The following is a 26,472-nucleotide window of genomic DNA, read 5'->3' on the forward strand; positions in this document are numbered from 1 at the left end:
CGGCGCGATAGTGGATGAGCAGGGCCACTGTCGGCCCTGTCACTGATAAAAAGAACGCGAGGTTGCCATGCCGAAATTCGTGATTGAACGCGAGATTCCAGGGGCCGGAAAGCTGTCGCCGCAAGAACTCCAAGCCGTGTCGCAAACCTCCTGCCAGGTGTTGCGTGAACTCGGGCCACAGGTGCAGTGGCTGCAGAGTTACGTCACCGCCGACAAAATCTATTGCGTCTACATCGCCCCTGACGAAGAGCAGGTGCGCGAGCACGCCAGGCTGGGTGGATTCCCGGCCAACAGCGTGGCGCGGGTGATGACGGTCATCGACCCGACCACGGCCGAATGAAGTCCTTCTACCTGCTGCGGAGCACGATTGATGAGTACTCCCATTGATCTGACGGGTCTGAAAGAGCGCCAGAAAGTCGCCTGGGCCAGCGGTGATTACGCGGTGATCGGTACCACCTTGCAGATCGTCGGCGAAAACCTCGCCGAGGCCTGCGACCTGCACTGCGATGAGGAGGTGCTGGATGTCGCGGCCGGTAACGGTAATGCGACTCTGGCGGCGGCGCGACGTGGTTGTCAGGTGACCTCGACCGACTATGTCGCGGCGCTGCTGGAGCGGGGACAGGATCGGGCACGGGCCGAGCATCTGGATGTGATTTTTCAGGTCGCCGATGCCGAAGCGTTGCCGTTCGCCGACGAGAGTTACGACGCGGTGCTGTCGACCTTTGGCGTGATGTTTGCCCCGGATCAGGCGACTGCCGCAGCGGAACTGGCGCGGGTCTGCCGAAGGGGCGGGCGCATCGGTCTGGCGAACTGGACGCCGGAAGGTTTCGTCGGCCAGATGTTCAAGGTGCTTGGTCGCCACGTGCCACCCCCCGCCGTGGCCCAGCCGCCGTCGAACTGGGGCACTGAAGTGTGGTTGCACAGCCACTTCAATGAGCGCGAATTTCTGCTGCAGGTCACCCGCCGCACCTTCAATTTCCGCTATCGCTCGGCGGCGCATTTCATCGACATTTTCCGTCACTGGTACGGGCCGGTGCACAAGGCCTTTGCGGCGTTGCCGCCGGAAAGCGGGCAGGCGCTGGAGAGTGATCTGGCGGATCTGCTGAACCGCTCGAACCGGGTGGGAGAGAAGTCGCTGGTGGTGCCGAGCGAGTATCTGGAGGTGGTCATTACCAAACGCTGAATGGCGGAACAATGCCAATCCCTGTGGGAGCTGGCTTGCCAGCGATGGCGGCCGTCCTGTCAAAACGATGTCGACTGACAGTACGAAATCGCTGGCAAGCCAGCTCCCACAGGTATTCGTATTTGGCAGGCCTGGCGCTATTTCAGGTGCGGCCGATCAAACCACTCCAGCGCCGTACGCCAGATGCAGATCCCCAGAAAGTACGCCGACGCCAGCAACCACAAACCCATCACCAGCGGATTGATCACCGGGTGATTAAGCACCAGCGACAGGCTGCACAGCAGCCAGATGGCCGTCACCGCGATGTTGATCGGCATGAACCGGCGTACCCGGAACGGGTGCAGGAACTTCATGCGGGTCACGGTCAGCAGCGCCAGACCGATGATGGTCAGAAAGGTGATCCACGGCCCTGGATCGATGATGTACAGGCACAGGGCAACCACGTTCCACGCGGCGGGGAAACCGACGAAATAGTTGTCCTTGCTCTTCATGTTGACGTTGCAGAAACAGAACAGCGACGACACCAGAATCAGCGATACGCTCAGCAGCAGGGTGTAGTCGGGCAGGGGAATGTAGCGATAGATGAACAGGGCCGGAATGAACACGTAGGTCAGGTAGTCGATAACCAGATCGAGGATCGAGCCGTCGAAGCTCGGCAGCACCGACTGCACATTGACCTTGCGCGCCAATGCCCCGTCGAGACCGTCGACGATCAATGCCACGCCCAGCCACATCAGGCAATGGGTCGGTTGGTTCTCCAGCAGGGCGAGGGTCGCCAGAAAGGCTGTGACCACGCCGGTCGCGGTAAAACCATGGGCGCCCCATGCTTTGAGCCTGGCGATGTGTACGGTCGATATCACAGGGGCGTTCTCCAGAAAAATGAAGCATGCCGGGTATCACCCTTGGGCAAAGGGCGCCGGCAAACCGGGTCGGGGTTGCAGCTATCGACCGGTTTGGCCGGGTTAAGGTTCACCACCTTTGAATCTTAGCTGTCCGCACAAAAAATACCTCGGCGAAATCTGCAGGTGGCAGCCGGCGTCAGCCAAACGGTGCTGGCGCGCCGGCGTCGGCGGTCTATCGTTGCCTGACGCATTTATTGCCAATGTCTGAGGACGAGATCATGAACACCAGCGATTTGCTCGAACAACTGCTGCGGGGCCAGGCCTCGGCAGGACAAGGTGCTGGTTCGGCCGGCGCTGGGCTGGGTGGATTGGGCGGTTTGCTTGGCGGTCTGTTGGGTGGCGGTGCAGGCCCCGGCGGCAGTGCGGTGCAGTCCGGAGGGCTGGGCGGTTTGCTCGGTGGCCTGCTCGGCGGCGGTAGCGGTGGTGGCTTGGGCGGCGCGCTGGGTGGGGCACTCGGTGGCGGCGGAACACAAAGTCGTTCCGGCGGCACCAATTATGCGGCGCTGGCCTCATTGGGAATGATGGCGTTCCAGGCATATCAGGCCTGGCAGCGCAGTCAGGCGTCGGCGGCGCCACAACAGATCCCGCAAACGGCCAATCTGCTGGCCGGGCCCGAGGTCGAGGAACACAGTCATGCTGTGCTGCGGGCGCTGATCGCGGCGGCCAAGGCTGATGGTGAGATCGATGACCGGGAACGGCAGATGATCAATGGTGAAATCAGCAAACACACCGACGATCCGCAATTACAGCAGTGGTTTGACACTGAAGTTGCGAAACCGCTGGACGCCAACGAAGTCGCCACGGCTGCAAACGGCGACCAGGCTGTGGCCGCCGAAATGTACCTGGTCAGCGTGATCCTGGTGGACGATCAGCAAGACGCCGAACGCAACTACCTAGATGAACTGGCTGCCGCGCTGCAGATCGACCCGCAATTGCAGGTGCACCTGGAGGCTCAGGCCAAAGGTCAGGCCTGAAGCACCGTCAAAAATCGCGGTCTCGGGCAGCCCTTGCCGGGACCGCGATGCTCCGTCCGTCAGGGCAATTTTCATGTCGATTGAATTTTTCTCCGTAGCGGTTGCTCTGCTGATGTAGAGGCGTGAAACAACGCCCTGACCGGCCAACCGAACGAGAACACTGACATGACTGCCCTGACCCCTCTGCAGGCGCCGAGCGCGCAGCAACAGCCCATCACTGCCGACGGTGACCTGCGGCGTATTTATGAGGCACTGCTGCTTGAGGATGCGCCTGAAACCCTCGCGCAGGACTTTCTCGCCGAGCAGTTGCAGCGCGCCGCGCTGTTGCCCGAGGAACTTCCGCAGGATCCGTCGGCGTGGCAAGGCTGGGTCGCCGAGCACTGCACAGAAGTTGCCCGGCAGTACGCCGATTACCTGCAACAGCGCCAGGCCGGCGGACCGCGCCAGTTCTTCCGCAACAAGGCTCACGCGTTGTACTTTCTGCAGGCCGTGGCGCCGACCAAACTGGTGGATGGCGCGTGGCTGTACGGTTTGTTGGCGCAGTGGCGCGACCCGCGTTTCGACGGATTGCTGTGTACCTATCTGGAAGAGTTGGGCGACGGCAATCCAGCGCAAAACCACGTGGTGATCTACCGCAAACTGCTCGCTGAGCATGGTTTGCAGGACGCCAGCGCCATCGCCGATGAACGCTACCTGCAAGGTGCCCTGCAACTGGCACTCGGCGCCTGTGGCGAAAGCTTGCTGCCGGAGGTGATCGGCTACAACCTCGGCTACGAACAACTGCCGCTGCACTTGCTGATTAGCGCATATGAACTCAGCGAGTTGGGCATTGATCCTTACTACTTCACCCTGCATGTGACCATCGACAACGCCAGCACCGGGCATGCGCAAAAGGCCGTGCAGTCGGTACTTGACTTGCTGCCGCTGGAAGCCGATCGCGGCGAATTTCTGCGCCGGGTATCGCTGGGCTATCGACTCAATGACCTGGGGCAGGGCAGTCGCGCGATCATCGAAGGTTTTGACCTGGAGCAGGAAGTGCTGGCGATGCTAGAGCGCAAACGCCCGTTCGGTCAGCACATGCATTCCGACTACTGCCGTTTCGAAGGCAAAACCGTCAATCAATGGCTGGCCACGCCCGAGCAACTGCCCGGATTTCTTCAGGCGATGCAGGACAAGGGCTGGATCAAACGCAATGAAGATCCGCAAGCCAGCCGTTTCTGGCAGTTGATCGATGGCGACGGTGCGGCGATGTTCGGCGTGTTCAGTCCGTATGAAAAGCAACTTCTGCACGACTGGATTGCCGGCGACTGGACCCCATCCGACCAACGCAAAGCGCCACGACGCAGCCGTCAGGTGGCAACCCCGGACGCCGCCGTGCCCGAACACGATCCCGACGTACAACGCCTGACTTCTGCGCTGCAAGGTCAGGACGGACACGCACAAATGGCCACGCTGATCCCATGGTTGTCACCGGCCCGCCATGCCCACCCGGCGGGGCTGCTGGCGACACGTCGCTTCATCGAACTCAAATCTAGTCTGCGCTAAGGAAATCCCCATGAATCAGGAAGAACAACTGTCCGCCAACGACCTGACGCTGCTGCAACTCGGCCGGCGCTTGCAGGCCGACGGCTACCGTTTCGTCACGCCGACGCCCTTGACTCATCAGCGGGTCAATCAGCGCGACGAAGGGCAGATCGCCGATACCCTGCGCGACGTCTTCGGCTGGTCGCGGCCGTTCGAACCGGGGCTGTTGTCCGCTGACGAACAGCGGCAATTGCAGGAGGCACAAGTGATTGACGTCTACGACGGCCGCTTGAAAAGCCGGGTGCGCTGGTCGAGTTTGGATGATTTGTTGTTCGTGCATTCCGGCTTTCCCACCGATGCCGCCGATTCGGTGTTTTTCGGCCCGGACACCTACCGTTTTGCGCAGCTGATTCACGCGCATCTGCAACAGAGCTTTGCGCCGATTCAGCGTGCGGTGGACATTGGCTGCGGCGCCGGCGTCGGCGCCATCCTGATTGCCCGCGCACGGCGTGAAGCGCAGGTGCTGGCGGTGGACATCAACCCCGCAGCGCTGCGCTTGACCGCGATCAACGCGGCATTGGCCGAAGTCGCGAATGTCGAGGTGCAGGCCAGTGATGTGCTGCAGGGCACCGAAGGCAATTTCGACCTGATTGTCGCCAACCCGCCGTACATGGCCGATCCGGCCGGGCGTGCTTATCGGCATGGCGGTGGCTCGCTCGGCGCCGGCCTGTCGCTACGCATCGTCGAGCAGGCGCTCAATCGGCTGGCCCCCGGTGGCTCCTTGTTGCTGTACACCGGCGTGGCGATGGTCGATGGCCGCGATCCGTTTTTCGACACTGTGGTGCCGCGCCTGGATTCGACGCGATTCGGCTGGACCTATCGCGAACTGGATCCTGACGTGTTCGGTGAAGAGTTGTTGAACCCCGGTTACCAGCGCGTGGACCGGATCGCCGTGGTCGCGCTGACCGTGACCCGCATTGGCTGATACAAGGCAGGTGCGCCATGACTAGGAACCTTGACGACTACAATCGCATGCGCGACTTTTCCGCGACCTCGGAGCCCGCTGCCGTCAAGCGTCGTGGCCGCAGCAAGGCCACTGAGCATGCGCTGCAGTTCTGCATCCAGAAGCACGACGCTTCGCACCTGCATTATGACTTTCGCCTCGAACTCGATGGCGCGCTGAAGAGCTGGGCGGTGCCCAAGGGGCCGTCACTCGATCCCAAGGTCAAGCGTCTGGCGGTACACGTCGAAGACCATCCGCTGGATTACGCGACGTTCGAGGGCAGCATTCCCGAAGGGCATTACGGCGCCGGAGATGTAATTGTCTGGGATCGCGGTGTATGGATTCCGCAGGAGGATCCGGCCAAGGCCTATGCCAAGGGTAAACTCAAGTTCGAGCTGCAAGGCGAAAAGCTCTCCGGGATCTGGAACCTGGTGCGCACGCACATGCCGGGCAAGAAGGAAAACTGGTTTCTGATCAAACATCAGGACAGTGCGGCGCGCCCGCAGGACGATTACGATGTGCTCAGCGCCGAGCCGGACAGCGTGCTCAGCGAACGCACCCTGATCAGCAAACCCAAGCTCGCCGCCGAACAAGTCAAACCCGTGAAAAAGACCCCGGCGAAACCGCGCAAAGCGGCATCCGGGACACTCACTGGTGCGCGCAAGGCCAAACTGCCGGCGCAACTCAAGCCGGAATTGGCGACCCTGGTCGACAGCGCACCCGAAGGGCAGTGGAGCTACGAGATCAAGTTCGACGGCTACCGGATCCTGGCGCGCATCGATCACGACCAGGTGCAACTCTTCACCCGCAACGGTCACGACTGGACGCACAAACTGCCGCAACAGGCGCAAGCCCTCGCTGAGCTGGGGCTGGAATCGGCATGGCTGGACGGCGAAGTGGTGGTCACCAACGAGCAGGGTGTGCCGGACTTTCAGGCGCTGCAAAACGCCTTCGAAGCCGGGCGCAGCGGCAGCATCATGTACTACCTGTTCGACATGCCCTACCTCAACGGCGTTGACCTGCGCGAAGTGCCGGTCGAGGAGCGCCGCGCGGCGTTGTCCACGGTACTCGGCGGGTATGAGCAGCCGTTGCTGCGCTTCTCCGAGGTCTTCGATGAAACGGCAGACGCACTTCTCAACAGCGCCTGTCAGATGCAGATGGAGGGGCTGATCGGCAAACGCCTCGGCTCGCCTTACGTTTCGCGGCGCAGCAGTGACTGGATCAAGCTCAAGTGCAAGCATCGGCAGGAATTCGTGGTCGTCGGCTATACCGATCCGAAAGGTGCGCGCAGTGCCTTCGGCGCGTTATTGCTGGGCCTGCATGATCGCGACAGCGGCGAGTTGCGCTACGCCGGCAAGGTCGGCACTGGGTTCAACGAGACCACACTGAAAAGCATCCTGGCCCAGCTCAAGCCGTTGCAGGTCAAGAAGGCTGCGGTGGTTAATCCGCCGAGCGGCTTCGAGGCCAAAGGCGTGCACTGGCTCAAACCGAATCTGTTGGCAGAAGTGGCGTTCGCCGAAATGACCAAGGATGGCTCGGTACGCCACGCCGTGTTCCATGGTCTGCGCAATGACAAACCGGCCAAGTCGATTACCGAGGAGCGCGCGAAACCCGTGAAGACTTCAGCGAAACCCACCCCGTCGAAAAAAGCTGCCTCGTCGAAGAAAGCTGCAGAATCAAAGAAAGCTACGGAGCCGAAGAAAGCCGAAGCGGCGCCGTCCCAGCTGGGCCTCGCCAGCGGCAAAGTGCGCATCACCCACCCCGACCGGGTGATCGATGCGGTCAGCGGCACCACCAAGATGCAATTGGCCGAGTATTACGCCAGCGTCGCCGAGTGGATTCTGCCGCAGCTCAAGGATCGCCCGGTTGCGCTGGTGCGGGCGCCGGACGGCATTGCCGGCGAACTGTTCTTTCAGAAAAACGCCGAGCGCCTGGCGATCCCCGGCATTACCACCCTGGACAAGGACGTCACCGGGCAACCGGTGATGCTGATCAACAACGCCGAAGCCTTGATCGGCGCAGTGCAGATGAGCACGGTCGAGTTGCACACTTGGAACGCCACCACCGTCGATCTGGAAAAGCCTGACCGGTTTGTTCTCGACCTCGATCCAGACCCTGCGCTGCCGTGGAAAAGCATGGTCGAAGCCACGGCGCTCACCCTGACCGTACTGGATGAACTGGGGCTCAAGGTGTTTCTCAAGACCAGCGGCGGCAAGGGCATTCACCTGGTGGTGCCTTTGACCCGCAAGCATGGCTGGGACGAGGTCAAGGATTTCAGCCATGCGATCGTCAGTCACATGGCGAATTTGTTGCCGGAACGCTTTTCCGCAGTGTCCGGGCCGAAAAATCGTGTCGGGCGGATCTTCATCGACTACCTGCGCAACGGTCTGGGCGCCACCACCATTTGTGCCTACGCCGCGCGAACCCGCGAGGGACTGCCGGTGTCGGTACCGCTGTTTCGCGAAGAAGTGGGGGAGATCAAGGGTGGCTATCAGTGGAACATCAGCAATGTCCATGAGCGTCTGAACGAAGTCGGCGATGAGCCGTGGGCCGACCTGAAGAAAACCCGCCAGAGCATCACTGCCGAGATGCGCAAACGGGTTGGCATGAAAAAATGATCAGGTGTCGCGCAGCAAGTCGTGAGCGTTGAGCAGTTCGAAGGCGATTTCGGGGTGGTTGTTCAAGCCCCGACGAATCGCCGCCGGAATTGACTTGCGGGTCTTGCGGCACAGTCCCGGCAGCGCCTCGATCTGAATCTCGATGCCGAGCATGCTGCGCACTTCATGAAAGCCCGGGGAGATTTCCACCCGCAGGCCCAACTGTTCGTGCATGCGCTGTTGCAGATGCCGCAAGTCCGCAAGGTCTTTAAGTTGTTCCAGCCGGGCGAGGAGGATTTTTTCCTGCTCGCGGGTCAGGCGCAGAATGCGCAGATCCGTGCCCGGCGCTTCCAGCAACGCGTCGCGCCCGCAATCGCAGGCGCCGGGCGGGCAGGGTGAGCGCAAAGGCGCAGGAGGCGCAAGAGTCGTCATGGCCTCCATCATAGAGGCCGTCAGACGGTTTTGCCTATGCGCCCTCAGCTGCCGTCCATCGGCCGCTGCGTCCCTGGCAACTACTGATTCAGGCCTTCGTAATGCACCAGAATCGCGTTGGCGAGGTCTTCATCGCTGGCATTGAGGCCGGGGTTGTCGTGCCGCACCTGTTGCAGTACCGACTCAAGATAAACCCCACGGATGGCCCCGCCGCTGGCGACGAACGCTGACAGGTCGTCGCGCGCCGGGATCACCATTTTGTGATCCTTGAAGGTCGAGTAGAGGGACGCGGAAACGCCCGCCGAGGTGGCGACATCGCCGGCGTCGACACGGGCCAGAGCCGAGCCGACAGGGAGGCAGAGCAGGAGAGAAGAAATGAGCACTAACTTGCGCATGACGATGTTCCTCCACAAGCGCGAAGCAAAAAGGAAGGACTACATAATCTCAGAGGTGCGACCTTTGCCGGAGTTCCATTCGAACGTGTGGATACTTGCTGAAACGCTCTGAAGCGGCACATCTGCACAAATAAGCTTAACTGAAATCCTGAAAGGCGCATTCCGGCGCGCCTCAGGGGAGGAACCCACCGTGTCGATCAAATTGCGTTTGCTGCTGCTGATTGCCACCAGTCTGTTGACGGCGCTGATCGTGAGTCTGGTCAGCTATGTGGGGAATACGCGCATGTCCGCAGCGGTGAACGACAACGCGGTGAGCATGACCGCGCTGCGCAATCACATGGAAGCCGACATGATGCACGACGCGCTGCGGGCCGACGTGTATTCGGCGATGCTTGTGGGCCTGGGCAAAAGTACCGGCACGGCCGCAGAGGTGCGGGACTCGATCAACGAGCACGCCACGCATTTTCGCGAAGTGCTGGATGAAAACCTCAAATTGCCGGTCAACCCGACGATCAAGTCTGCGCTGGAACACGTCAAGCCCAGCCTGGATACCTACATCGCGGCGGCCGAACGCATCGTCAGCCTGGCACTGGACAATCCGGACAGCGCGCAACGGGAACTGGGCACGTTCAATGCGGCCTTCAGTCAGCTCGAAGAGCAGATGGCGGCTCTCAGCGAACTGATCGAAAGCAACACCCGTGACACCAGCCAGGCCACCGAAAGCGCCATTCGCAACGCCAACATCGCCCTCGGCGCAGTATTGCTGGCCAGCCTGCTGCTGTTATTGGCGCAAGGGCGCTGGGTGACCCGCAGCATCATGGGCCCGCTGAAATCCGCTAACCAGATCGCGCAAAGCATTGCCCACGGCAACCTCAGCGAACCGATCAGCGAGCCGACCGGCAAGGACGAGGCCAGTACGCTGATCCGCAGCCTGGCGACCATGCAGCGCGACCTGCGCAACATGATCGACGTCGTTCGGCGCAACGCCCATGGCGTCAGCGGCATGAGCGAGCAGTTGAGCCACGGCTGCCATCAGGTCGCTGACAGCAGTCAACAGCAAAGCGCCGCGGCCGGCACCATGGCCGCCGCCGCGAGCCAGATGACCGCCAGCATCGAGGAAATCACTCGTCATGCCGAACGCGCGCTGGGCATGGCCAATCAGGCCGAGTCGCTGGCCAAGAGCGGCGGGCAAGTGATCCATCAGGTGGTCAGCGACATGGACGACATCGCTCGCTCGGCGCAACAGTCGGCGCAGGTGATCCGTACGCTGGATCAGGAATCCGAAGGCATCTTCAACATCATTCAGGTGATCAAGAGCATCGCCGACCAGACCAACCTGCTGGCACTCAACGCCGCCATCGAGGCAGCGCGGGCCGGCGAGCAGGGCAGGGGCTTTGCCGTGGTTGCCGACGAAGTGCGCAGCCTGGCGGCACGCACCAGTGCCTCAACCCAGGAAATCGCTGCGATGGTCGCACGCATCCAGCACAGCACCCGCGAGGCGGTCAGCAGCATGGAGGCCGGCGTGGCCCAGGTCGACAAGGGCATGGCGGTCACGGCTGAAGTCGAACGGGCGATTCGCGAAATCCTCGACGCCACCCTCAGCACCACGCAACTGGTCAATGACATCACCCGCACCATCGGCGAGCAAAGTCATGCCAGCAACGAAATCGCCCATCAGGTGGAAATGATCGCCGGGATGTCCGAGGGCAACAGTAAAGTGATCGGGCAGACGGCCAATACCACCGATGAACTGTCGAGTCTGGCGGGGGCGTTGGCGTTGTCGGTGGATCGGTTTCGGTTGTAACGCCGCCATCGCGAGCAGCCCATTCCTTGTAGGAGCGAGCCTGCTCGCGATGGGGCCAGCCCAGCCACCACAGGTTTCGGGATCATGTTCAGCCCATACCGGCCGATAACGCCCACAGCGGAAAAAGACTCTCAAGTCGGGAACAGACGCGCGGGTTTGCCCTGACGTGATATTCTTCGCGCCAACTTGGTTTGACCTTATTCGGTTTGCCTGCCTTTGGGGCGGGCTGACGGAATCCCTGTCGCTCAAGTAGCTGAAGCCAATAATGATAAGAAGTCAGTTCAGAAGGGACATTAACTGAGGTCGATGCGGTACGTCGGCCTTGTGTGCCCACCCGTCAAAATTGAAGTGTGCCGGAATCTGCGACGCGAGCCTGAGCGTCATCAAAGCGGATCGCATACAGATAACAGCGGCGGGCGGAAGGCGTTTTATCATAGGTGCAACGGATGTTTAAGAAAGTGAACACAGCCTTGCTCGGGCTGGCTTTGGCGATGGGGATGTCGTCCGCCAATGCTGCAGAAGCAAAGAAAGTCGACGTTCTGCTGATCGGCGGCGGCATCATGAGCACCACCCTGGGTGTGTGGATCAATGAGCTGGAGCCAAGCTGGTCGATGGAAATGGTCGAGCGCCTCGATGGCGTCGCCCTGGAAAGCTCCAATGGCTGGAACAACGCCGGTACCGGTCACTCCGCCCTGGCTGAGCTGAACTACACCCCGGAAGACGACAAAGGCAACGTGACGATCCCGAAAGCGGTCGAGATCAACGAAGCGTTCCAGGTGTCCCGTCAGTTTTGGGCCTGGCAGGTTCAGCAAGGCGTTCTGAAGAACCCTCGCTCGTTCATCAACACCACGCCGCACATGAGCTTCGTGTGGGGCGATGACAACATCAAGTTCCTGAAAAAGCGCTACGAAGCCCTGCAAGCGAGCCCGCTGTTCGCCGGCATGCAGTACTCCGAAGACCCGGCTGTGATCAAGAAGTGGGTCCCGCTGATGATGGAAGGGCGTGACCCGAACCAGAAAATCGCGGCCACCTGGAGCCCGCTGGGTACCGACATGAACTTCGGCGAAATCACCCGCCAGTTCGCCGGTTACCTGCAGACCAAGCCTAACTTCGACCTGAAGCTGTCGAGTGAAGTCGAAGACATCACCAAGAACGCCGACGGCACCTGGCGCGTCAGCTACAAAAACCTGAAAGACGGCACCAAGACCGAAACCGACGCCAAGTTCGTGTTCATCGGCGCTGGTGGCGGCGCTCTGCACCTGCTGCAGAAGTCGGGCATTCCTGAAGCCAAGGAATACGCTGGCTTCCCGGTCGGCGGCTCGTTCCTGGTGACCGATAACCCGGCCATCGCCGAGCAGCACCTGGCCAAGGCCTACGGTAAAGCTTCGGTTGGCGCACCGCCGATGTCGGTTCCGCACCTGGACACCCGTGTTCTGGACGGCAAGCGCGTCATCCTGTTTGGCCCATTCGCGACCTTCAGCACCAAGTTCCTCAAAGAAGGCTCGTACCTGGACCTGCTGACCAGCACCACCACCCACAACATCTGGCCAATGACCAAGGTCGGCATCAAGGAATACCCGCTGGTCGAGTACCTGGCCGGTCAACTGATGCTGTCGGATGAAGACCGTCTGAACGCGCTGAAGGAATACTTCCCGAACGCCAAGGCCGAAGACTGGCGCCTGTGGCAAGCCGGCCAGCGCGTGCAAATCATCAAGCGTGATGAAGCCGCTGGCGGCGTGCTGAAACTGGGCACCGAAATCGTTGCTGCACAAGACGGCTCCATCGCCGGCCTGCTGGGCGCATCGCCAGGCGCGTCGACCGCTGCACCGATCATGCTGAGCGTGCTGCAGAAAGTCTTCAAAGACAAAGTCGCCACCCCTGAGTGGCAGGCCAAGCTGCACCAGATCGTTCCAAGCTACGGCACTCAGCTGAACAGCGATCCGGCCAAAGTGGCACAAGAGTGGGCGTACACCGCCAAGATCCTCGAACTGCCAACTCCACCGGTGATCGGTCAGGCTGCTGCCCCGGCTGCACCTGCAGCTGAAAAAGCTGAAGCACCGAAGGAAAATGCTGCACGTGACATGGCGCTGTAACTAGACGCCTGATGCACAAAAGCCCACTGAACCGGGAACGGTCAGTGGGCTTTTTCATGCCCCCAGCTCCTACACAGGTTTCGCTTTCGCCAGGTAGGCGCCCAACCGCCGTCCCATTTCCTCGCCGAGAGCCTGCAAACCGCTCAACGGCCGCACCATCACCTCAAACTCGACAATTTTCCCGCTCTCATCAAAGCGAATCATGTCGATCCCCTTCAACTCCTTGGTCCCGACCTTGGCGCTGAACTCCAAAACCACATTCAAGCCATCGGCAGTCACCAGTTCGCGGTGATATTTGAAATCTTCAAACACGTCGAACACGGTGTTGAGGATCATCGTCACCACTGGCGCGCCGGGGTAGGGCGAGTGGGCCATGGGCGAGCGGAACACGGCATTGGCATCGAGCAGTTCGGGCAAGGCCTTGAGATTGCCGGTGCGGATCATCTCGTGCCAGTGCTTTAGGGATTCGGCGGCGTTGGGGTGCAGGTTCAGTTCGGACATTGACCACTCCTGGAATTGTTGTTGTTCTTCGCGCGACGGCAATCACTCTAGTTCAAAGCGGTGGATCTCGAACCGTTGTGTGCCGATCTGAATACCAGATCATGTCCGGAGCGGATCAGATGGGCATCTGATCCGTATTTTTCTGTTGGATCTGCCTCTGTAACCGGCTCAGTCAGGCGCTCAGAATAGCCCGGCAATTCGGTCACCCGCGGCAGCCCTTCATCCCGAAGCGCCCGGTGCACCGCAAGCTCAACATTAAGGAGAGCAGCATGAACAAGATGGCGATTTTCCTCGGTGGGTTTCTGACGTTGACCATTCTGATCGGAATGCTTGCGACGATTTCTCCGGTCTGAACCCCGGTCGTTTTACACCAGACTCCAGCGCCCTTTTTGTCGAAGGGCGCAACTGTTTCTACTGCGCTGTAACTTCTCGCATCACACCGAACTGGACTGAACCGGGAGGCGGCGCAAGCGATTGAGGTGTCTGTACCGGCCTCTTCGCGAGCAAGCCCGCTCCCACATGGATTTGTGAACAACACAGATCCATGTGGGAGCGGGCTTGCTCGCGAAGAGGCCAGTAGCGTCACTGAAAAGCTCTCAAGCGAATCAAGGCGCACCAAACACCATCGTCCAGTAAACCCCCTCATCACTGCGCGCCTCACTGGCGAATCCGGCACCGACCTGGGTGAACATCGGGTTCATCAGGTTGGCGCAATGGCCGGGGCTGGCCAGCCATCCGGCCATCGCCTTGCCCGGTGAACTCTGGCCGGCGGCGATATTCTCGCCGATCTGCCGACCTCGATAACCCGCCGCCCGCGCGCGATCTGCCGGCAGGTCGCCGTCCGGGTCGCGATGGGCGAAGTAGTTGCCGTAGGCCATGGCTTTGCTGTGGCCTTGTGCGGCGGCGCCCAGCGCGGCGTTCCAGCTCAGGGGGCGGGCGGCGGCAAAGCGTTGGCGCCCGCACATCCGTGGTCGTGCCCGGGCGGCGTTGACCTGCGCGAGCAAGGCCTTGCCGACGCTGCGGTTGTCGCCGACGCGACTGTCGAGCACCGGTTGCGCCAGCACCACTTGCCATTCACCACGGGAGCGGCTGACGCCGATGTCGGCATACTGAGCGTCGAGCAGTGCGCTGCAGTGGCTGTCTTGCAGCTGTTCGAAGGCTTCCTCGGCATCCCCGGCCCCAATGATGCGGATACTGCGTACCGCCACCGCCGAATACCCCGAAGACTTCAATCTCTCGCGCAAGCCACCGCCGTAGCCATAGCCGATCGGCAGCGCCAGATTCGATTTCAGCGACAGTGGCGCCAGGCGCTGGGCTGGGCGGCGGTCGCAGCGTTGCGGATGGGCGCGATAGTCGTTGATCGCGGCCACGAGTTGCCGCTCGTCGCTGGCGTGGGAGGTCTCGGTGAACAGTGGGGCAAGGATCAGCAGGCACAGCGAAACGAAGCGTGATGAGCGAACGACATGGCGCATGGGACGGCAGACTCAGGGAAAAGGACAGTGCTGAAGTGGGCAGCCGCGGAATACGGCGCCACTAGGACTGGGCTTTTTGCACTTGGTTCATGCTGGCCATCTGGCTTTTTTGGTGGGTGATGAAGGGGAGGGCGATCCTTGGATTTTGTGTTGTTCGCACTGGCGCCTTCGCGAGCAAGCCCGCTCCCACAGGGGATTGCATTATCAAGGTGGGAGCGAGCCTGCTCGCGAAGGGGCCAGTTCAGCCAACGCAATAATCGGCTATCAGCGATCAAGCACTTCCTGCATCCACTGCAGGTATTGCGCCTGCTCGGAAATCGAGTTGTGCCCCGAATCCGGCACCACCCGCAGCGTCGCCACGCCTTTGGGGAAGTGCGCCAGCAACCGCTGCGTACTGTCCCGTGGAATCACTTCGTCATCGCTGGCCGCCAACAGCAACGTCGGCACGCGAATGTGCGCGGCATAGCGGCCCGACTCGAAGCGATCCTTGAGCAACCATTTGACCGGAAACCACGGGTATTGGCGGACGGCAATTTCTTCGAGGCTGTTGTACGGCGTCACCAGAATCAATCTGGTCGCCGGACGCTGACTCGCCAGCCGCACCGCCACCCCCGATCCCAGGCTGCGGCCGATCACGGCAATCTGCGGATGGCTGGCGTACACCTGATCAAACAGCGCCAGCGCATCTTCGGCAATCGCTTCTTCCGAAGGTGAGCCGCCGCTGCCACCGAAGCCCCGGTAGTTCAGCAAAAACACCGCGTAGTCGGGAAAAGCCTCGCTGAACGACGGCAGATTGCGCGACACATCTTCGGCATTGCCGCCAAAGTAGATCAGCGCTTTTGGCCCGGCATGCGCGCGCGTGGTCACCCACACATCGGCCTCCGGCATCGCCAGTTTCAGCCGCGAATCTTCCGTAGTCACGGCGTTGTCAGGCTGGGGGAAATAGATCAGCGAGCGCTGAAAAATGAACAGCGCCCCGCACAGCAACAGGTAGAGGGCGATGAGCAAGGCGACGAGTGACATCAGTTTTCTGGACATTCGACTAACTTTAACGGGGCGCGGGTGTTCGCAGTCGCAGTGTAGTCCAGCGAATCGGGCCGGCAGCCGTCGCACATAACGTGCAACAGATTCACGCAGCAGGGGAACCCGCATGAGCCACACTGAGGGTTGTTCCCGGCGCCGCTTGCTCACGCTGGCTGCCGGGGTTTCGGCGGTCCTGACCTTTGACCGGGCGTTGGCCACTGCCATCACGCCGACTGCCACTTCGCCGAGCCAGGCAGGAGACCAGACCATGCAGACCCGCGCCATCCCTTCCAGCTCCGAGCTGTTGCCCATAGTGGGCGTGGGCACTTATCGCGGCTTTGACGTTGCCCCCGGCGATCCGGCTTATAAGCTATTGCCAGCAGTGCTCGACGAGCTGTTCAAAAAGGGTGGCACGTTGATCGACAGCTCGCCGATGTATGGCCGCGCCGAGCAAACTACTGGCGAGCTGCTATCGATTCACGAACCGCGTTCACCCGCGTTTCTGGCGACAAAGGTCTGGACCCGAGGGCGCAAGGAAGGTATCGCGCAGATGGAGGAATCTTTCCGTCTGCTGCGCGCCGAACGCATCGACCTGATGCAGATCCACAATCTGCTGGACTGGCAGAGCCATCTGCCAATCCTGCGCGAATGGAAAGAACAGGGGCGCATTCGCTACATCGGCATCACCCATTACACGCCGTCGGCCTACGATGAAGTCGAAGCAGTGCTCAAGGCCGAACAACTGGATTTTTTGCAAATCAACTACGCCCTCGATGACCGTGGCGTGGAGAAACGCATTCTGCCGCTGTGCCGTGAACGCGGGGTGGCGGTGATCTGCAATCGGCCTTTTGGCGGCGGCGGGTTGCTCGCCCGTCTCAAGGTCAAGCCGTTGCCGGCCTGGGTCTCGGACGTGCAGGTAAACAGCTGGCCGCAACTGGCGTTGAAGTTCCTGCTGTCGCACCCGGCGGTGACTTGCGTGATTCCCGGCACCGGCAATCCGCGCTACATGGCCGACAACGCTGGCGCCGGATTCGGGCCGATGCTCACCGATGCGCAGCGGCATCAGTTGATTGCGCTGCTGGGGTAGGCGGTCAACCGCGATACCGCAACGCCTCCACCAACAGCGCAAACGCCGGCGCAGCCTGCCGTCGGCTCGGGTAGTACAGGTGGTAACCGGCAAACGTCGGGCACCAGTCTGCCAGCACTTGCACCAGACGCCCGTCGGCCAGATACGGCGCGACGATGTTTTCCGGAATGTAGCTGAGGCCGAAACCGTCGACTGCGGCGTCGAGTAGCGGGTAGACGCCATTCAGCGTGACTTGCCCGGACACTCGTACCTTGAGGCTTTCGTCACCCTTCTCGAATTCCCAGGTGTACAGCCCGCCGTTGGTGGGCAGGCGCAGGTTGTTGCAGGCGTGGTCAGTCAAGTCTCTTGGCGTTTGCGGGTGTGTACGGTTGGCGAAATAGGCCGGCGAGCCGACCACCGCCATGCGCATGTCGGGGCCGATGCGGGTGGCGATCATGCCTTGGGCCACGTCTTCGCCCAGCCGAATGCCGGCGTCGAAGCCTTGTCCGGCGATGTCGACGAAACCGTAATCGCAGATCACCTCGACGGCGATGTCCGGGTATTGGGGCAGGAATTCCTTGAGCACCGGTCGCAACAGCCAGTTCAGCGAATGGTCGGTGGCACTGATGCGGATCCGGCCGGCCGGGGTTTCGCGCAGGTTGCTCAGGGCCGCCAGTTCCTGTTCGATCTCTTCGAAACGCGGGCCGATGGTCTGCAGTAAATGTTCGCCAGCCTCGGTGGGTGAGACGCTGCGCGTGGTGCGGGTCAGCAGGCGCAGGCCCAGGCGCGCTTCAAGGGCGCGGATGGTATGGCTGAGCGCCGATTGCGAGACGCCGAGTTTGGCTGCGGCTTTTGTGAAGCTGCGCTCGCGGGCCACGGCAAGGAAGGCGAGCAGGTCACTGGCGTTTTCTCGAAGCATTGATGAGTGTCCTGCATAAGTTTTTTCGAATTCTAGTCGATTATCTGAACAGTCCGGCTCGGTAAAGTGCGGCTATTGATCACCGGAGACCATCGCCATGAACCCGATTGCCGCTTCTGCACTGACCCTGTCCTTACTGGCGGGTGAGGCCCAGGCCAACGAATCCCCGCGCGTCACTGTCACTCCCAACGGCTCGCAACCCTCGGCCAAAGGCCCGACAGACTGGTTCACCGGCACTGTGCGTGTTGACGCGCCGTTCAAGGGCAGCGATGCCGCGCGTGTCAGCGGCGCCACGGTGACCTTCGAACCCGGCGCACGCACGGCGTGGCATACCCATCCGTTGGGTCAGACGCTGATCGTCACCGCCGGTTCAGGTTTTGTGCAGGAGTGGGGTCAGCCAGTTCGGCAGATCCGCCCCGGCGATACGGTGTGGATCGCGCCGCAGGTGAAGCACTGGCATGGCGCCGCGCCGACCACGGCGATGACGCACATTGCGATTGCCGAAGTGCTGGACGGTGAAGTGGTGGAGTGGATGGAGCAGGTGAGTGCGGCACAATACCCAAGATCGGAATAACTTCCGCATCCTCGACCCCTAGCACCCCATGCTAGTGCGCTACCGAAGCCCTCACCCCATATCGCTTGGGGAGAGGGCTTGAATGTGCAGATGACTAGATCATCTCCGGCAACGAATCGAGGATCTTGTCCAGCGTAATCGGATACTCACGCACCCGCGCCCCGGTGGCGTTGTAGATCGCATTCGCTACCGCCGCGCTCACGCCGCAAATCCCTAGTTCCCCCACACCCTTGGCTTTCATCGGCGATGAAATCGGATCGGTCTCATCGAGGAAAATCACCTCCTGATGCGGGATGTCGGCATGCACCGGCACCTCGTATCCGGCAAGATCGTGATTGACGAAAAAGCCCAGCCGCTTGTCCACCGCCAGCTCTTCCATCAACGCCGCTCCGACGCCCATGGTCATCGCGCCGATCACCTGGCTGCGCGCGGCTTTCGGGTTGAGAATCCGTCCCGCCGCGCACACCGCGAGCATGCGCCGCACGCGGACTTCGCCGGTCGCTGCATCCACCGCAACCTCCACGAAATGCGCGCCGAAAGTCGATTGCTGATACTGCTTGGCGAGGTCGGCGAACTCGATGCTGTCCTCGGCCTCGACCACGCCATCTTTTGCCGCATCACGCAGCGGCAGGGTCTTGCCCCCGGCGCGCACCTGACCGTCAGCAAACTCGACGTCACTACCGCTCATGCCCAGCTTCGTCGCCACCGCTTCGCGCAGTTTCATGCACGCGGCATACACCCCGGCAGTCGAGCAGTTGCCGCCGAACTGGCCACCGGAGCCGGACGACACCGGGAAGGTCGAATCCCCCAGATGCACGCTGACGTCCGCCAGGTCCACGCCCATCATCTCGGCCGCGGTCTGCGCAATGATCGTGTAGCTGCCGGTGCCGATATCGGTCATGTCGGTTTCCACCGTGACCTTGCCGTCGCGCTCCAGCCGCACCCGGGCGCCGGACTTCAGCAGCAGGTTGTTGCGAAACGCGGCGGCGACGCCCATGCCGATCAGCCAGCGCCCTTCGCGACGGCTGCCGGGTGTGGCGTTGCGCTGGTTCCAGCCGAATTTCTCGGCACCGGTCTGCAAGCATTCGATCAGGCGTCGCTGGGAAAACGGACGCTCGGTTTTCACCGGGTCGACCTGGGTGTCATTGAGGATGCGGAACTGCACCGGGTCGAGCTTGAGCTGCTCGGCCATTTCGTCCATGGCGATCTCCAGCGCCATCAGCCCCGGCGCTTCACCCGGCGCGCGCATGGAGTTGCCTTCGGGCAGGTCCAGCGGCGCCCGGCGCATGGTCACCCGGCGATTTTCTCCGGCATAGAGCAACTGGCTCGGCTGCGCGGCGACTTCGACCTTGCCGTCCTTGAGGTTGCCCGACCAGCCTTCGTGGGCGATGGCACTGAGCTTGCCGTCCGCCGTGGCGCCCATCCGAATGCGCTGGATCGTGGCCGGGCGATGGGTGGTGTTGTTGGCCATTTGCGGGCGGGCGAGGGCGACTTTCACCGGGCGGTTGGCCAAGCGCGCACCGAGGGCGGCGAGGATCGCGTCGGCGCGAATGAACAGTTTGCCGCCGAAGCCGCCGCCAATGTACGGCGAGATCAGGCGCACGTTTTCCTTGGGCAGGCCAAGGGTCGTGGCGACGTCGCCGACGCTCCAGGCGATCATCTGGTTGGAGGTCCACAACGTCAGATGATCACCTTTCCACGCGGCCAGGGTCGCGTGCGGCTCCATCATCGCGTGGGACTGGTCCGGGGTGGTGTAGGTCTGGTCGAACTGCACCGGCGCGGCGGCAAAGGCCTTGTCAAAATCGCCGTGGGTGACGTCGGGCAACTCATCGTCTTCGACGCCTTGGTCAAGCACGTTGGCCAGTTCGAACTCGCCTTTGGCCGCGACGTAATCGACCTTGACCAATTGCGCAGCAGCGCGAGCCTGTTCGAAGGTCTCGGCGACCACCAGCGCTACGGCCTGGTGATAGTGCTGCACCTCGGGCCCGGCGAGCAGCGGCGCCGAGTTGTATTGGCCTTTGCCAAGCTTGCCGGCATTGGCGGCGGTGACGATGGCCAGCACGCCGGGCGCCGCTTGTGCAGCGTCGAGATCGATGTGGCTGATGCGGCCCTTGGCGATGGCCGAGCCGACCATGAAACCGTAAGCCTGATTCGCCACGGCCTCGTGCTGCTCGTAGGCATATGGCGCCTGTCCGCTGGTTTTCAGCGGGCCTTCAATGCGGTCGGTGGGTTTGCCGACGACCTTGAGCTGGTCGATCGGATTGGTGGTGGCGGGCGTGTCGAACTTCATGCTTCATCCCTCGCTTGCGCCAACACCGAGCCGAGCGTGCGCTCGACCAGCGTCAGTTTGAATTGGTTGTCGTGAGTTGGCGTGGCACCGTCGAGCAGGCGCTCGCTGACGGCTTTTGCGCCTTTGGGCAGCAACGCGTCGGCGTCTTCGACCCGCCACGGTTTCGGCGCAATACCGCCGACTGCCACGCGGCCACTGCCGTCCTTTTGCAGGATCAGACCGACCGATACCAGCGCGAAAGCGTACGACGAACGATCGCGCACCTTGTGATAAATGTGCGTGCCGCCGACCGGCGCCGGCAGGGTCACTGCGGTAATGAACTCGCCTGCTGTGAGGCTGGTTTCGATGTTCGGCGTATTGCCTGGCAGTTGATGGAAATCGGCGATGGCGATGCTGCGTGTGCTGCCGTCCGGCTTCACCGTTTCAACCTGCGCGTCGAGGGCGCGCATGGCGATTGCCATGTCACTCGGGTGGGTGGCGATGCAGGCGTCACTGACACCTATCAGCCCCAATTGCCGGCTGACCCCGGCAATCGCCGCGCAGCCGCTACCGGGCTGGCGTTTGTTGCAGGCCTGATTGACGTCATAGAAGTACGGGCAGCGGGTGCGTTGCAGCAGGTTGCCGGCGGTGCTCGCCATGTTGCGTAACTGGCCGGAAGCCCCGGCGAGCAGGGCGCGGGAAAGCAGTCCGTAGTCTTTGCGCACGCGGCTGTCAGCGGCCAGGTCGGTGTTGCGCACCAGCGCGCCGATGCGCAATCCGCCTTCAGGCGTGGCTTCGATCTGATCGAGGCCCAAGTGGTTGACGTCGATCAGATGCAGCGGGGTTTCGATGTCGAGTTTCATCAAGTCCAGCAGGTTGGTGCCGCCGGCGATGAACTTCGCGCCTTCGACCTGCGCCGCCAGCGTTGCGGCTGCGGCGGGGGAATCGGCGCGGCTGTAATTGAACGCTCTCATGCTGGCACCTGCGCGACTTCAGTGATGGCTTCGATGATGTTCGAGTAGGCGCCGCAGCGGCAGATGTTGCCGCTCATGCGTTCCTGGAATTCGCTGGCGATCAGTTGCGGGGCTTCGGTCAGGCTCGGGCTGACGTGGCTGGGAATGCCCTCGCGGATTTCCTTGAGCACCGCCACCGCCGAACAGATCTGCCCCGGCGTGCAATAGCCGCACTGGTAGCCGTCATGCTTGATGAACGCGGCCTGCATCGGGTGCAGGTTGTCGGGCATGCCCAGGCCTTCGATGGTGGTGATCTCGCTGCCTTCATGCATCACCGCAAGCGTCAGGCAGGAGTTGATCCGGCGGCCGTTGGCGATGACGGTGCAGGCGCCGCACTGGCCGTGGTCGCAGCCTTTTTTGCTGCCGGTCAGGTGCAGGTGCTCGCGCAGGGCGTCGAGCAGGGTGGTGCGGTTGTCCACCTCAAGGGCTTGGGGTTTACCGTTGACGTTGATCGTCAGTTTGGCCATGGCGGGTTGCTCCAGACTGGCCGCGTAGGCCTTGAGGCTAATGAAGGGGGGCATTGCAAACGCGGTGGCGGTCACCGCGCCGAGGATCAGGAATCTTCGTCGGGAAATCGTCATGCTTCGATTCCTCTCTGGCTTAATCAGGACGGCAGGGATTGAAGGGCCCAAACGGGCGCGCCGGCATGTTTACCGGTCTCGTTCTTGGAATGACCTGCGCGGAGGGGAAAAGGTTTTTGCGGATTTGCGCTATAGAGTTATGCGCATGGCTCATCAATTGGCTGGGCAATGCTTAACCTTGTGGGAGCTGGCTTGCCAGCGATTAGGTCGTGTCAGTCAGCCTTTCGCTTATATGACACACCGCCATCGCGGGCAAGCCCGCTCCCACAGGGTTTGTGATCAATTCCCGCCAACCACCATGTGCGTAAACGGCGCCACATACGCCTGCAATGTCACCAGCCCGCCCACCAGGATGGCCAGCACGATCGAGTGGAAGAACACGTAGCGCAGAATCTCGCCCTCATGCCCATACCAGCGGGTCGCGGTGGAGGCGACCACGATCGATTGCGCATCGACCATCTTGCCCATCACCCCGCCAGAACTGTTGGCCGCTGCCATCAGCACCGGGCTGATGCCCAGCTGTTCCGAGGTCACCCGTTGCAGTCCGCCGAACAGCACGTTCGAGGCCGTGTCCGAACCGGTCAACGCGACGCCGAGCCAGCCGAGCAGGGTGCCGAACATCGGGTAGAACACCCCCGTCGCGGCAAACGCCAGACCCATGGTGGCGTCCAGTCCGGAATAACGCGTGAGAAATCCTAGCGCCAGCATCGCCGCAATGGTGATCAGCGAAAAGCGCACCACCCACAACGTGCGCAGGTATTGCTTGATCAGTTGCGGGATCGAATAGCCCATCAGCAGCCCGCCGACAATCGCCGCCAGCAGGATGCCGCTGCCGGTGGCAGTGAACCAGGTGAACTTGTAGATCGCCTCTTCGGCTTTCGGCGCCGGCACCACCGGCGGGACTTTCTGCACTTGCAGGTGCAGGGTGGTAAAGGTCAGCGCCGGGGAGAAAATCGGGTTGGCCTCATTCAGCGGTTTGCCTTGCGCATCGAGTTTGACCGAATGGGTTACCGGGTCCAGCGCCGGGCGCACGTCGAAGATGTTCTTGAAGCCCTGGGTGCCCCAGGCGAACACGAATACGGTGAGGATGATCCACGGCATCCACGCACGCATCACCGCCGGGCGCGCCTGATCGCTGAAGGCGCCGCTGGCGGTGACTTTTTCTTCCTCGACCCGGGAGTTGTCGACCCGCCCGGACAGGGCGGCCGAGGTGTACACCGTCGCCGGTTTCCAGACCCGCAGAAACAGGGTCAGGCAGGCCATGGAAATCAGCGCGGCGATCACGTCCACCAGCATCGGCCCATGGTAGTTCGACACGAGGAATTGCGGCACGGCGAAGCTGACCCCGGCCACCAGAATCGCCGGCCAGATCTCCAGCATCTTGCGCCACCCGGCAAACGCCCAGATCAGCCAGAACGGCACCAGCACCGAGAAAAACGGCAGCTGTCGACCGACCATCATCGACAGCTCCATCTCGTCCAGCCCGGTGACCTTGGCCAGGGTGATGATCGGCGTGCCGAGGGCGCCGAACGCCACCGGGGCGGTGTTGGCAATCAACGCCAGCCCCGAGGCGGCCAACGGCGAAAAACCGAGGCCGATCAGAATCGCCCCGGTCACCGCCACCGGCGTACCGAACCCGGCCGCGCCTTCGAAAAACGCGCCGAAGCAGAACGCGATCAGCAGCAACTGCAAACGCCGGTCATCGGTGATTCGCGCCAGGGAATCCTGCAGCACTTTGAATGAGCCGTTTTCGGTGGTCAGGCGATGCAGAAAGATGATGTTGAGCACGATCCAGCCGATCGGCAGCAAGCCATTCGCCGCACCGAACAACGCCGCTGAACCGGCCATGCTCGCCGGCATGCCGAAGGCGAAGATCGAGATGAGCAGGGCCGAAGCCAACGCTAACAGTGCGGCCAGATGCGCCTTGACGTGAAAGAACGCCAGCGCCGCGAGCATCACCACCACCGGCACCGCGGCCATCAGCGTGGAGATCAGCGGATTGCCGAACGGGTCGTAGATTTGCTGCCAGACCATGGTCCACCTCTGCTTGTTGTTATCGAGGCGCAGATCCATTGCGTGGGAGTCGCTAAGCAGCAGTATAGGTGGCATTTCGCCGCTGCCCGGATGCTGGCGGCGGGCCGATCAACGGTCGTGGTCGGGCAGTGAATCAAAGTCCTTTTGTCCGGTCGTATCAGCGGCTGCGCGCACTGCGTCCTGAAGGCGCGGGCAGTGACAGCCGTTCCGTGGTCAAGACCTTGGTGTTAGGGAAGTTTGAATGAAGCGTGCAACAACCTTGCTGTTGACGATATCCGCTGCTGTTTTGCTGGCCGGCTGTGTGGCGGACTTTGATGATGATCATAGCCACGGACGACATCACGACCGTGATCACGGTCGCTACTACGACCATGACCGGCGTTGGGATGACCGCGACGATGGTCGTCGCGACGGGCGTCGTTACTATCGTGATCGCGACGATGACTGAGTAGAAATCAAAAGGGCGTTCCCGCAACGGGAACGCCCTCGGCGATTAAAAATGAGCGCTCGCCCGGACGCTGGAATGCGCAGGCACGGAGGCCTCGAGATCCAGCAAATGGGTGGCGAGTATGTCGCTCAGAAAGCGGAACTGATCGTTGATGCCGACCACTTCATTGCTGAAGTGATTGCTTGCGGCGGGCATCAGCACATCGTCGAAATCTTCGTTGAACAGCAGCGCCTGGGACTTGCGCGAGACGACTTGCTGGTCGTAGTAGTTGCTGCCGAACACCGGGAAGCTCACGGAGAGGGTGATGGTGCGAATCATGATGGGTACTCCTCGTTGCGTCTCGGATGGGTGAATCGTGCCTTCGCCGGGCGGCGGGCGGAAGGCAATCGTGGCGATGGTGAATATCGACGGCGTTGATGGTTGATGTTCTCCCCAGTAGGAGTGGGCTTGCTCCCACCTTGAAATGCGTTCCCCTGTGGGAGCGAGCCTGCTCGCGATGGGGCCAGCTTGGCCACAACCGACAAATGGCCCAATACCCGCACCTATACTCAAATCTGTTTTCCTCAATTCAAGGACTCCACCACCGTGAACCTGCGTGCGCTGAGCCTCGCCGCACTGTGTCTGCTGGCTGGCTGTGCCTCCTCGGCGCGGGCCCCGGTGGCGCCGCGAGCGGTGGTGGTATCGCCGGCGATCTGGCAGCAGATCGATCGCGACATCGTCAGCGCCTCGCAGCAATCCACCGAGCAAGTCAAAGTATTTGCCCGTGGCTCGATGGAACATTGGCGCACTCGCGTCTATCAGCAAACTGAAGAAAATTTCATTCCGTGGTTCAGCAGCTACTGGACCCAGGAATGGCTGTCGATGAAAGTCAGTTGGTACACCATCAGTGCCGGCGGCGAGCAGGATGCGTCGGCCAAGCGCCTGGCGAGCTATCTGCTTGAGCAATATCAGGAAAGAGTGCTGGCACCGGTGGCGGTGGAGATCGATCCGGATGCGATCCTCGGTCAGGCAACGGCGTTCTATGCACAACTGATGGCCCAGCAGATGCCGCTCATCGCCCAGCGTTACGGTGTGCCGGTGGCCCAGCTCAACGGGCGTCTGCAGAAGGTCCCGGCGATTGCCCTCGGCCCGCCGCCGGCGCGGGATGCGTCGCTGTATCAAATAATCAGCACCGAGCCGCTGAACACCTTGCCGGCGTATGCCGCGCTGATCGACAAGATCCACACCGAAGGCGGCAGCAAGGGCATCGCTTCGACCGACGCCGGCATGGCCCCCGTGGCCAAACGCGCCAGCCAGCGGATGGAGGCGGAAATGGCTCCACGCGGTGCCGCCAGCGCCGTGGCGGCTGCGGCGGGCAAGTTGGTCGGCGGGGTGATCTCGATCGGCGTGGCGGGCATCCGCGCGATCATCCAGGCCAACGACCGGCCCGACAGCGAAGCGCTGATTCGCAGCAGCCTGGGCAGCACGTTCGACAAGGCCTGGGCGAAACTGCTGCAGAACCCGACCACCGGGGTCATGGCCGGAACCCTGCATATCGCCGGGCAGGTCGAGGGCAGCCTTGGCGGGGGCGAACAACCGTCGGTCGGGCAGGGCGTGAATCGTGTCGAATGGCAGCCGCCGCAATCGACTACCCGGCAGATCGAACCCAACGTGCAAGGAGAGTGA

Annotated in this window: 24 protein-coding genes; 12 read left to right on the forward strand and 12 right to left on the reverse strand. The window is 61.8% G+C overall.

Annotated elements, in window-relative coordinates; translation table 11 throughout:
• Positions 1-67 precede the first annotated feature (67 nt).
• A complete protein-coding gene (locus tag H043_RS0109600) occupies positions 68-340 on the forward strand; it encodes a DUF4242 domain-containing protein (protein ID WP_007962415.1) in 273 nt (90 codons plus the stop codon).
• A gap of 30 nt (positions 341-370) precedes the next feature.
• Positions 371-1,183 (forward strand): class I SAM-dependent methyltransferase, encoded by an 813-nt coding sequence (locus H043_RS0109605; protein WP_027611661.1) that lies wholly within the window; start codon positions 371-373, stop codon positions 1,181-1,183.
• A 137-nt stretch (positions 1,184-1,320) separates the two neighbouring features.
• On the opposite strand, the gene pcsA is transcribed toward H043_RS0109605, so the two are convergent.
• A complete protein-coding gene (gene pcsA / locus H043_RS0109610; RefSeq protein ID WP_027611662.1) occupies positions 1,321-2,043 on the reverse strand; it encodes a phosphatidylcholine synthase in 723 nt (240 codons plus the stop codon).
• Between the two features lie 260 nt (positions 2,044-2,303).
• On the opposite strand from pcsA, the gene H043_RS0109615 reads away from it, so the two are divergent.
• The 4 genes from H043_RS0109615 to ligD all read left to right on the forward strand — a co-directional run bounded on the left by H043_RS0109615 (position 2,304) and on the right by ligD (position 8,204).
• Positions 2,304-3,059 carry a tellurite resistance TerB family protein gene (locus H043_RS0109615; RefSeq protein ID WP_027611663.1) on the forward strand — a complete coding sequence of 252 codons (756 nt, stop codon included), beginning with the start codon at positions 2,304-2,306 and terminating at the stop codon, positions 3,057-3,059.
• Between the two features lie 165 nt (positions 3,060-3,224).
• Positions 3,225-4,604 carry an iron-containing redox enzyme family protein gene (locus tag H043_RS0109620; RefSeq protein ID WP_027611664.1) on the forward strand — a complete coding sequence of 460 codons (1,380 nt, stop codon included), beginning with the start codon at positions 3,225-3,227 and terminating at the stop codon, positions 4,602-4,604.
• A gap of 10 nt (positions 4,605-4,614) precedes the next feature.
• Entirely contained in the window at positions 4,615-5,568 is a 954-nt protein-coding gene (locus tag H043_RS0109625) for a class I SAM-dependent methyltransferase (RefSeq protein ID WP_027611665.1), read from the forward strand.
• Positions 5,569-5,585: 17 nt separating this feature from the next.
• Positions 5,586-8,204, forward strand: a complete 2,619-nt coding sequence (ligD, locus tag H043_RS0109630; RefSeq protein WP_027611666.1) for a DNA ligase D — start codon at positions 5,586-5,588, stop codon at positions 8,202-8,204.
• On the opposite strand, the gene H043_RS0109635 is transcribed toward ligD, so the two are convergent.
• Complete coding sequence (locus H043_RS0109635) at positions 8,205-8,615, reverse strand: hypothetical protein (protein WP_027611667.1); 411 nt, start codon at positions 8,613-8,615, stop codon at positions 8,205-8,207.
• An 80-nt stretch (positions 8,616-8,695) separates the two neighbouring features.
• Positions 8,696-9,010, reverse strand: a complete 315-nt coding sequence (locus H043_RS0109640) for a DUF2388 domain-containing protein (RefSeq protein ID WP_007962425.1) — start codon at positions 9,008-9,010, stop codon at positions 8,696-8,698.
• Between the two features lie 190 nt (positions 9,011-9,200).
• Here H043_RS0109640 and H043_RS0109650 point away from each other — a divergent pair, with 190 nt between their 5' ends.
• Positions 9,201-10,814: a methyl-accepting chemotaxis protein gene (locus tag H043_RS0109650; RefSeq protein ID WP_027611668.1), complete on the forward strand. Its 1,614-nt coding sequence runs from the start codon at positions 9,201-9,203 to the stop codon at positions 10,812-10,814.
• A gap of 446 nt (positions 10,815-11,260) precedes the next feature.
• Positions 11,261-12,907 carry a malate dehydrogenase (quinone) gene (gene mqo / locus H043_RS0109655; RefSeq protein ID WP_027611669.1) on the forward strand — a complete coding sequence of 549 codons (1,647 nt, stop codon included), beginning with the start codon at positions 11,261-11,263 and terminating at the stop codon, positions 12,905-12,907.
• A gap of 69 nt (positions 12,908-12,976) precedes the next feature.
• Here mqo and H043_RS0109660 read toward each other — a convergent pair whose 3' ends face one another.
• The 3 genes from H043_RS0109660 to H043_RS0109675 all read right to left on the reverse strand — a co-directional run bounded on the left by H043_RS0109660 (position 12,977) and on the right by H043_RS0109675 (position 15,918).
• On the reverse strand, positions 12,977-13,408 hold the full coding sequence (locus tag H043_RS0109660; protein WP_027611670.1) for a nuclear transport factor 2 family protein: 432 nt from the start codon (positions 13,406-13,408) through the stop codon (positions 12,977-12,979).
• A gap of 605 nt (positions 13,409-14,013) precedes the next feature.
• Positions 14,014-14,880: a CAP domain-containing protein gene (locus tag H043_RS0109670; RefSeq protein ID WP_027611671.1), complete on the reverse strand. Its 867-nt coding sequence runs from the start codon at positions 14,878-14,880 to the stop codon at positions 14,014-14,016.
• Positions 14,881-15,144: 264 nt separating this feature from the next.
• Positions 15,145-15,918 carry an alpha/beta hydrolase gene (locus H043_RS0109675; protein ID WP_027611672.1) on the reverse strand — a complete coding sequence of 258 codons (774 nt, stop codon included), beginning with the start codon at positions 15,916-15,918 and terminating at the stop codon, positions 15,145-15,147.
• Between the two features lie 112 nt (positions 15,919-16,030).
• Between H043_RS0109675 and H043_RS0109680 the strand changes: the two genes are divergently transcribed.
• A complete protein-coding gene (locus tag H043_RS0109680) occupies positions 16,031-16,990 on the forward strand; it encodes an aldo/keto reductase (protein ID WP_177325615.1) in 960 nt (319 codons plus the stop codon).
• 4 nt (positions 16,991-16,994) lie between these two features.
• On the opposite strand, the gene H043_RS0109685 is transcribed toward H043_RS0109680, so the two are convergent.
• Positions 16,995-17,888 (reverse strand): LysR family transcriptional regulator, encoded by an 894-nt coding sequence (locus H043_RS0109685; protein ID WP_027611674.1) that lies wholly within the window; start codon positions 17,886-17,888, stop codon positions 16,995-16,997.
• Between the two features lie 97 nt (positions 17,889-17,985).
• Here H043_RS0109685 and H043_RS0109690 point away from each other — a divergent pair, with 97 nt between their 5' ends.
• On the forward strand, positions 17,986-18,462 hold the full coding sequence (locus tag H043_RS0109690) for a cupin domain-containing protein (protein ID WP_027611675.1): 477 nt from the start codon (positions 17,986-17,988) through the stop codon (positions 18,460-18,462).
• 94 nt (positions 18,463-18,556) lie between these two features.
• Here the strand turns inward: H043_RS0109690 and paoC are convergent, their stop codons facing one another.
• The 4 genes from paoC to H043_RS0109710 all read right to left on the reverse strand — a co-directional run bounded on the left by paoC (position 18,557) and on the right by H043_RS0109710 (position 24,359).
• Entirely contained in the window at positions 18,557-20,752 is a 2,196-nt protein-coding gene (paoC, locus tag H043_RS0109695) for an aldehyde oxidoreductase molybdenum-binding subunit PaoC (protein WP_027611676.1), read from the reverse strand.
• On the reverse strand, positions 20,749-21,705 hold the full coding sequence (locus H043_RS0109700; protein ID WP_027611677.1) for a xanthine dehydrogenase family protein subunit M: 957 nt from the start codon (positions 21,703-21,705) through the stop codon (positions 20,749-20,751). The genes paoC and H043_RS0109700 overlap by 4 nt, the downstream gene beginning before the upstream one ends.
• Complete coding sequence (gene paoA, locus H043_RS0109705; RefSeq protein WP_256214169.1) at positions 21,702-22,349, reverse strand: aldehyde dehydrogenase iron-sulfur subunit PaoA; 648 nt, start codon at positions 22,347-22,349, stop codon at positions 21,702-21,704. The genes H043_RS0109700 and paoA overlap by 4 nt, the downstream gene beginning before the upstream one ends.
• 255 nt (positions 22,350-22,604) lie before the next feature.
• On the reverse strand, positions 22,605-24,359 hold the full coding sequence (locus tag H043_RS0109710; protein WP_027611679.1) for an L-lactate permease: 1,755 nt from the start codon (positions 24,357-24,359) through the stop codon (positions 22,605-22,607).
• A 241-nt stretch (positions 24,360-24,600) separates the two neighbouring features.
• On the opposite strand from H043_RS0109710, the gene H043_RS29680 reads away from it, so the two are divergent.
• Positions 24,601-24,807 carry a hypothetical protein gene (locus H043_RS29680; protein WP_081730196.1) on the forward strand — a complete coding sequence of 69 codons (207 nt, stop codon included), beginning with the start codon at positions 24,601-24,603 and terminating at the stop codon, positions 24,805-24,807.
• A 45-nt stretch (positions 24,808-24,852) separates the two neighbouring features.
• Here H043_RS29680 and H043_RS0109720 read toward each other — a convergent pair whose 3' ends face one another.
• On the reverse strand, positions 24,853-25,125 hold the full coding sequence (locus tag H043_RS0109720) for a hypothetical protein (protein WP_027611680.1): 273 nt from the start codon (positions 25,123-25,125) through the stop codon (positions 24,853-24,855).
• Positions 25,126-25,392: 267 nt separating this feature from the next.
• Here H043_RS0109720 and H043_RS0109725 point away from each other — a divergent pair, with 267 nt between their 5' ends.
• A complete protein-coding gene (locus H043_RS0109725; RefSeq protein ID WP_027611681.1) occupies positions 25,393-26,472 on the forward strand; it encodes a hypothetical protein in 1,080 nt (359 codons plus the stop codon).

The sequence above is a fragment of the Pseudomonas sp. URIL14HWK12:I6 genome (assembly GCF_000514195.1).
Taxonomy (GTDB): Bacteria; Pseudomonadota; Gammaproteobacteria; order Pseudomonadales; family Pseudomonadaceae; genus Aquipseudomonas; species Aquipseudomonas putida_A.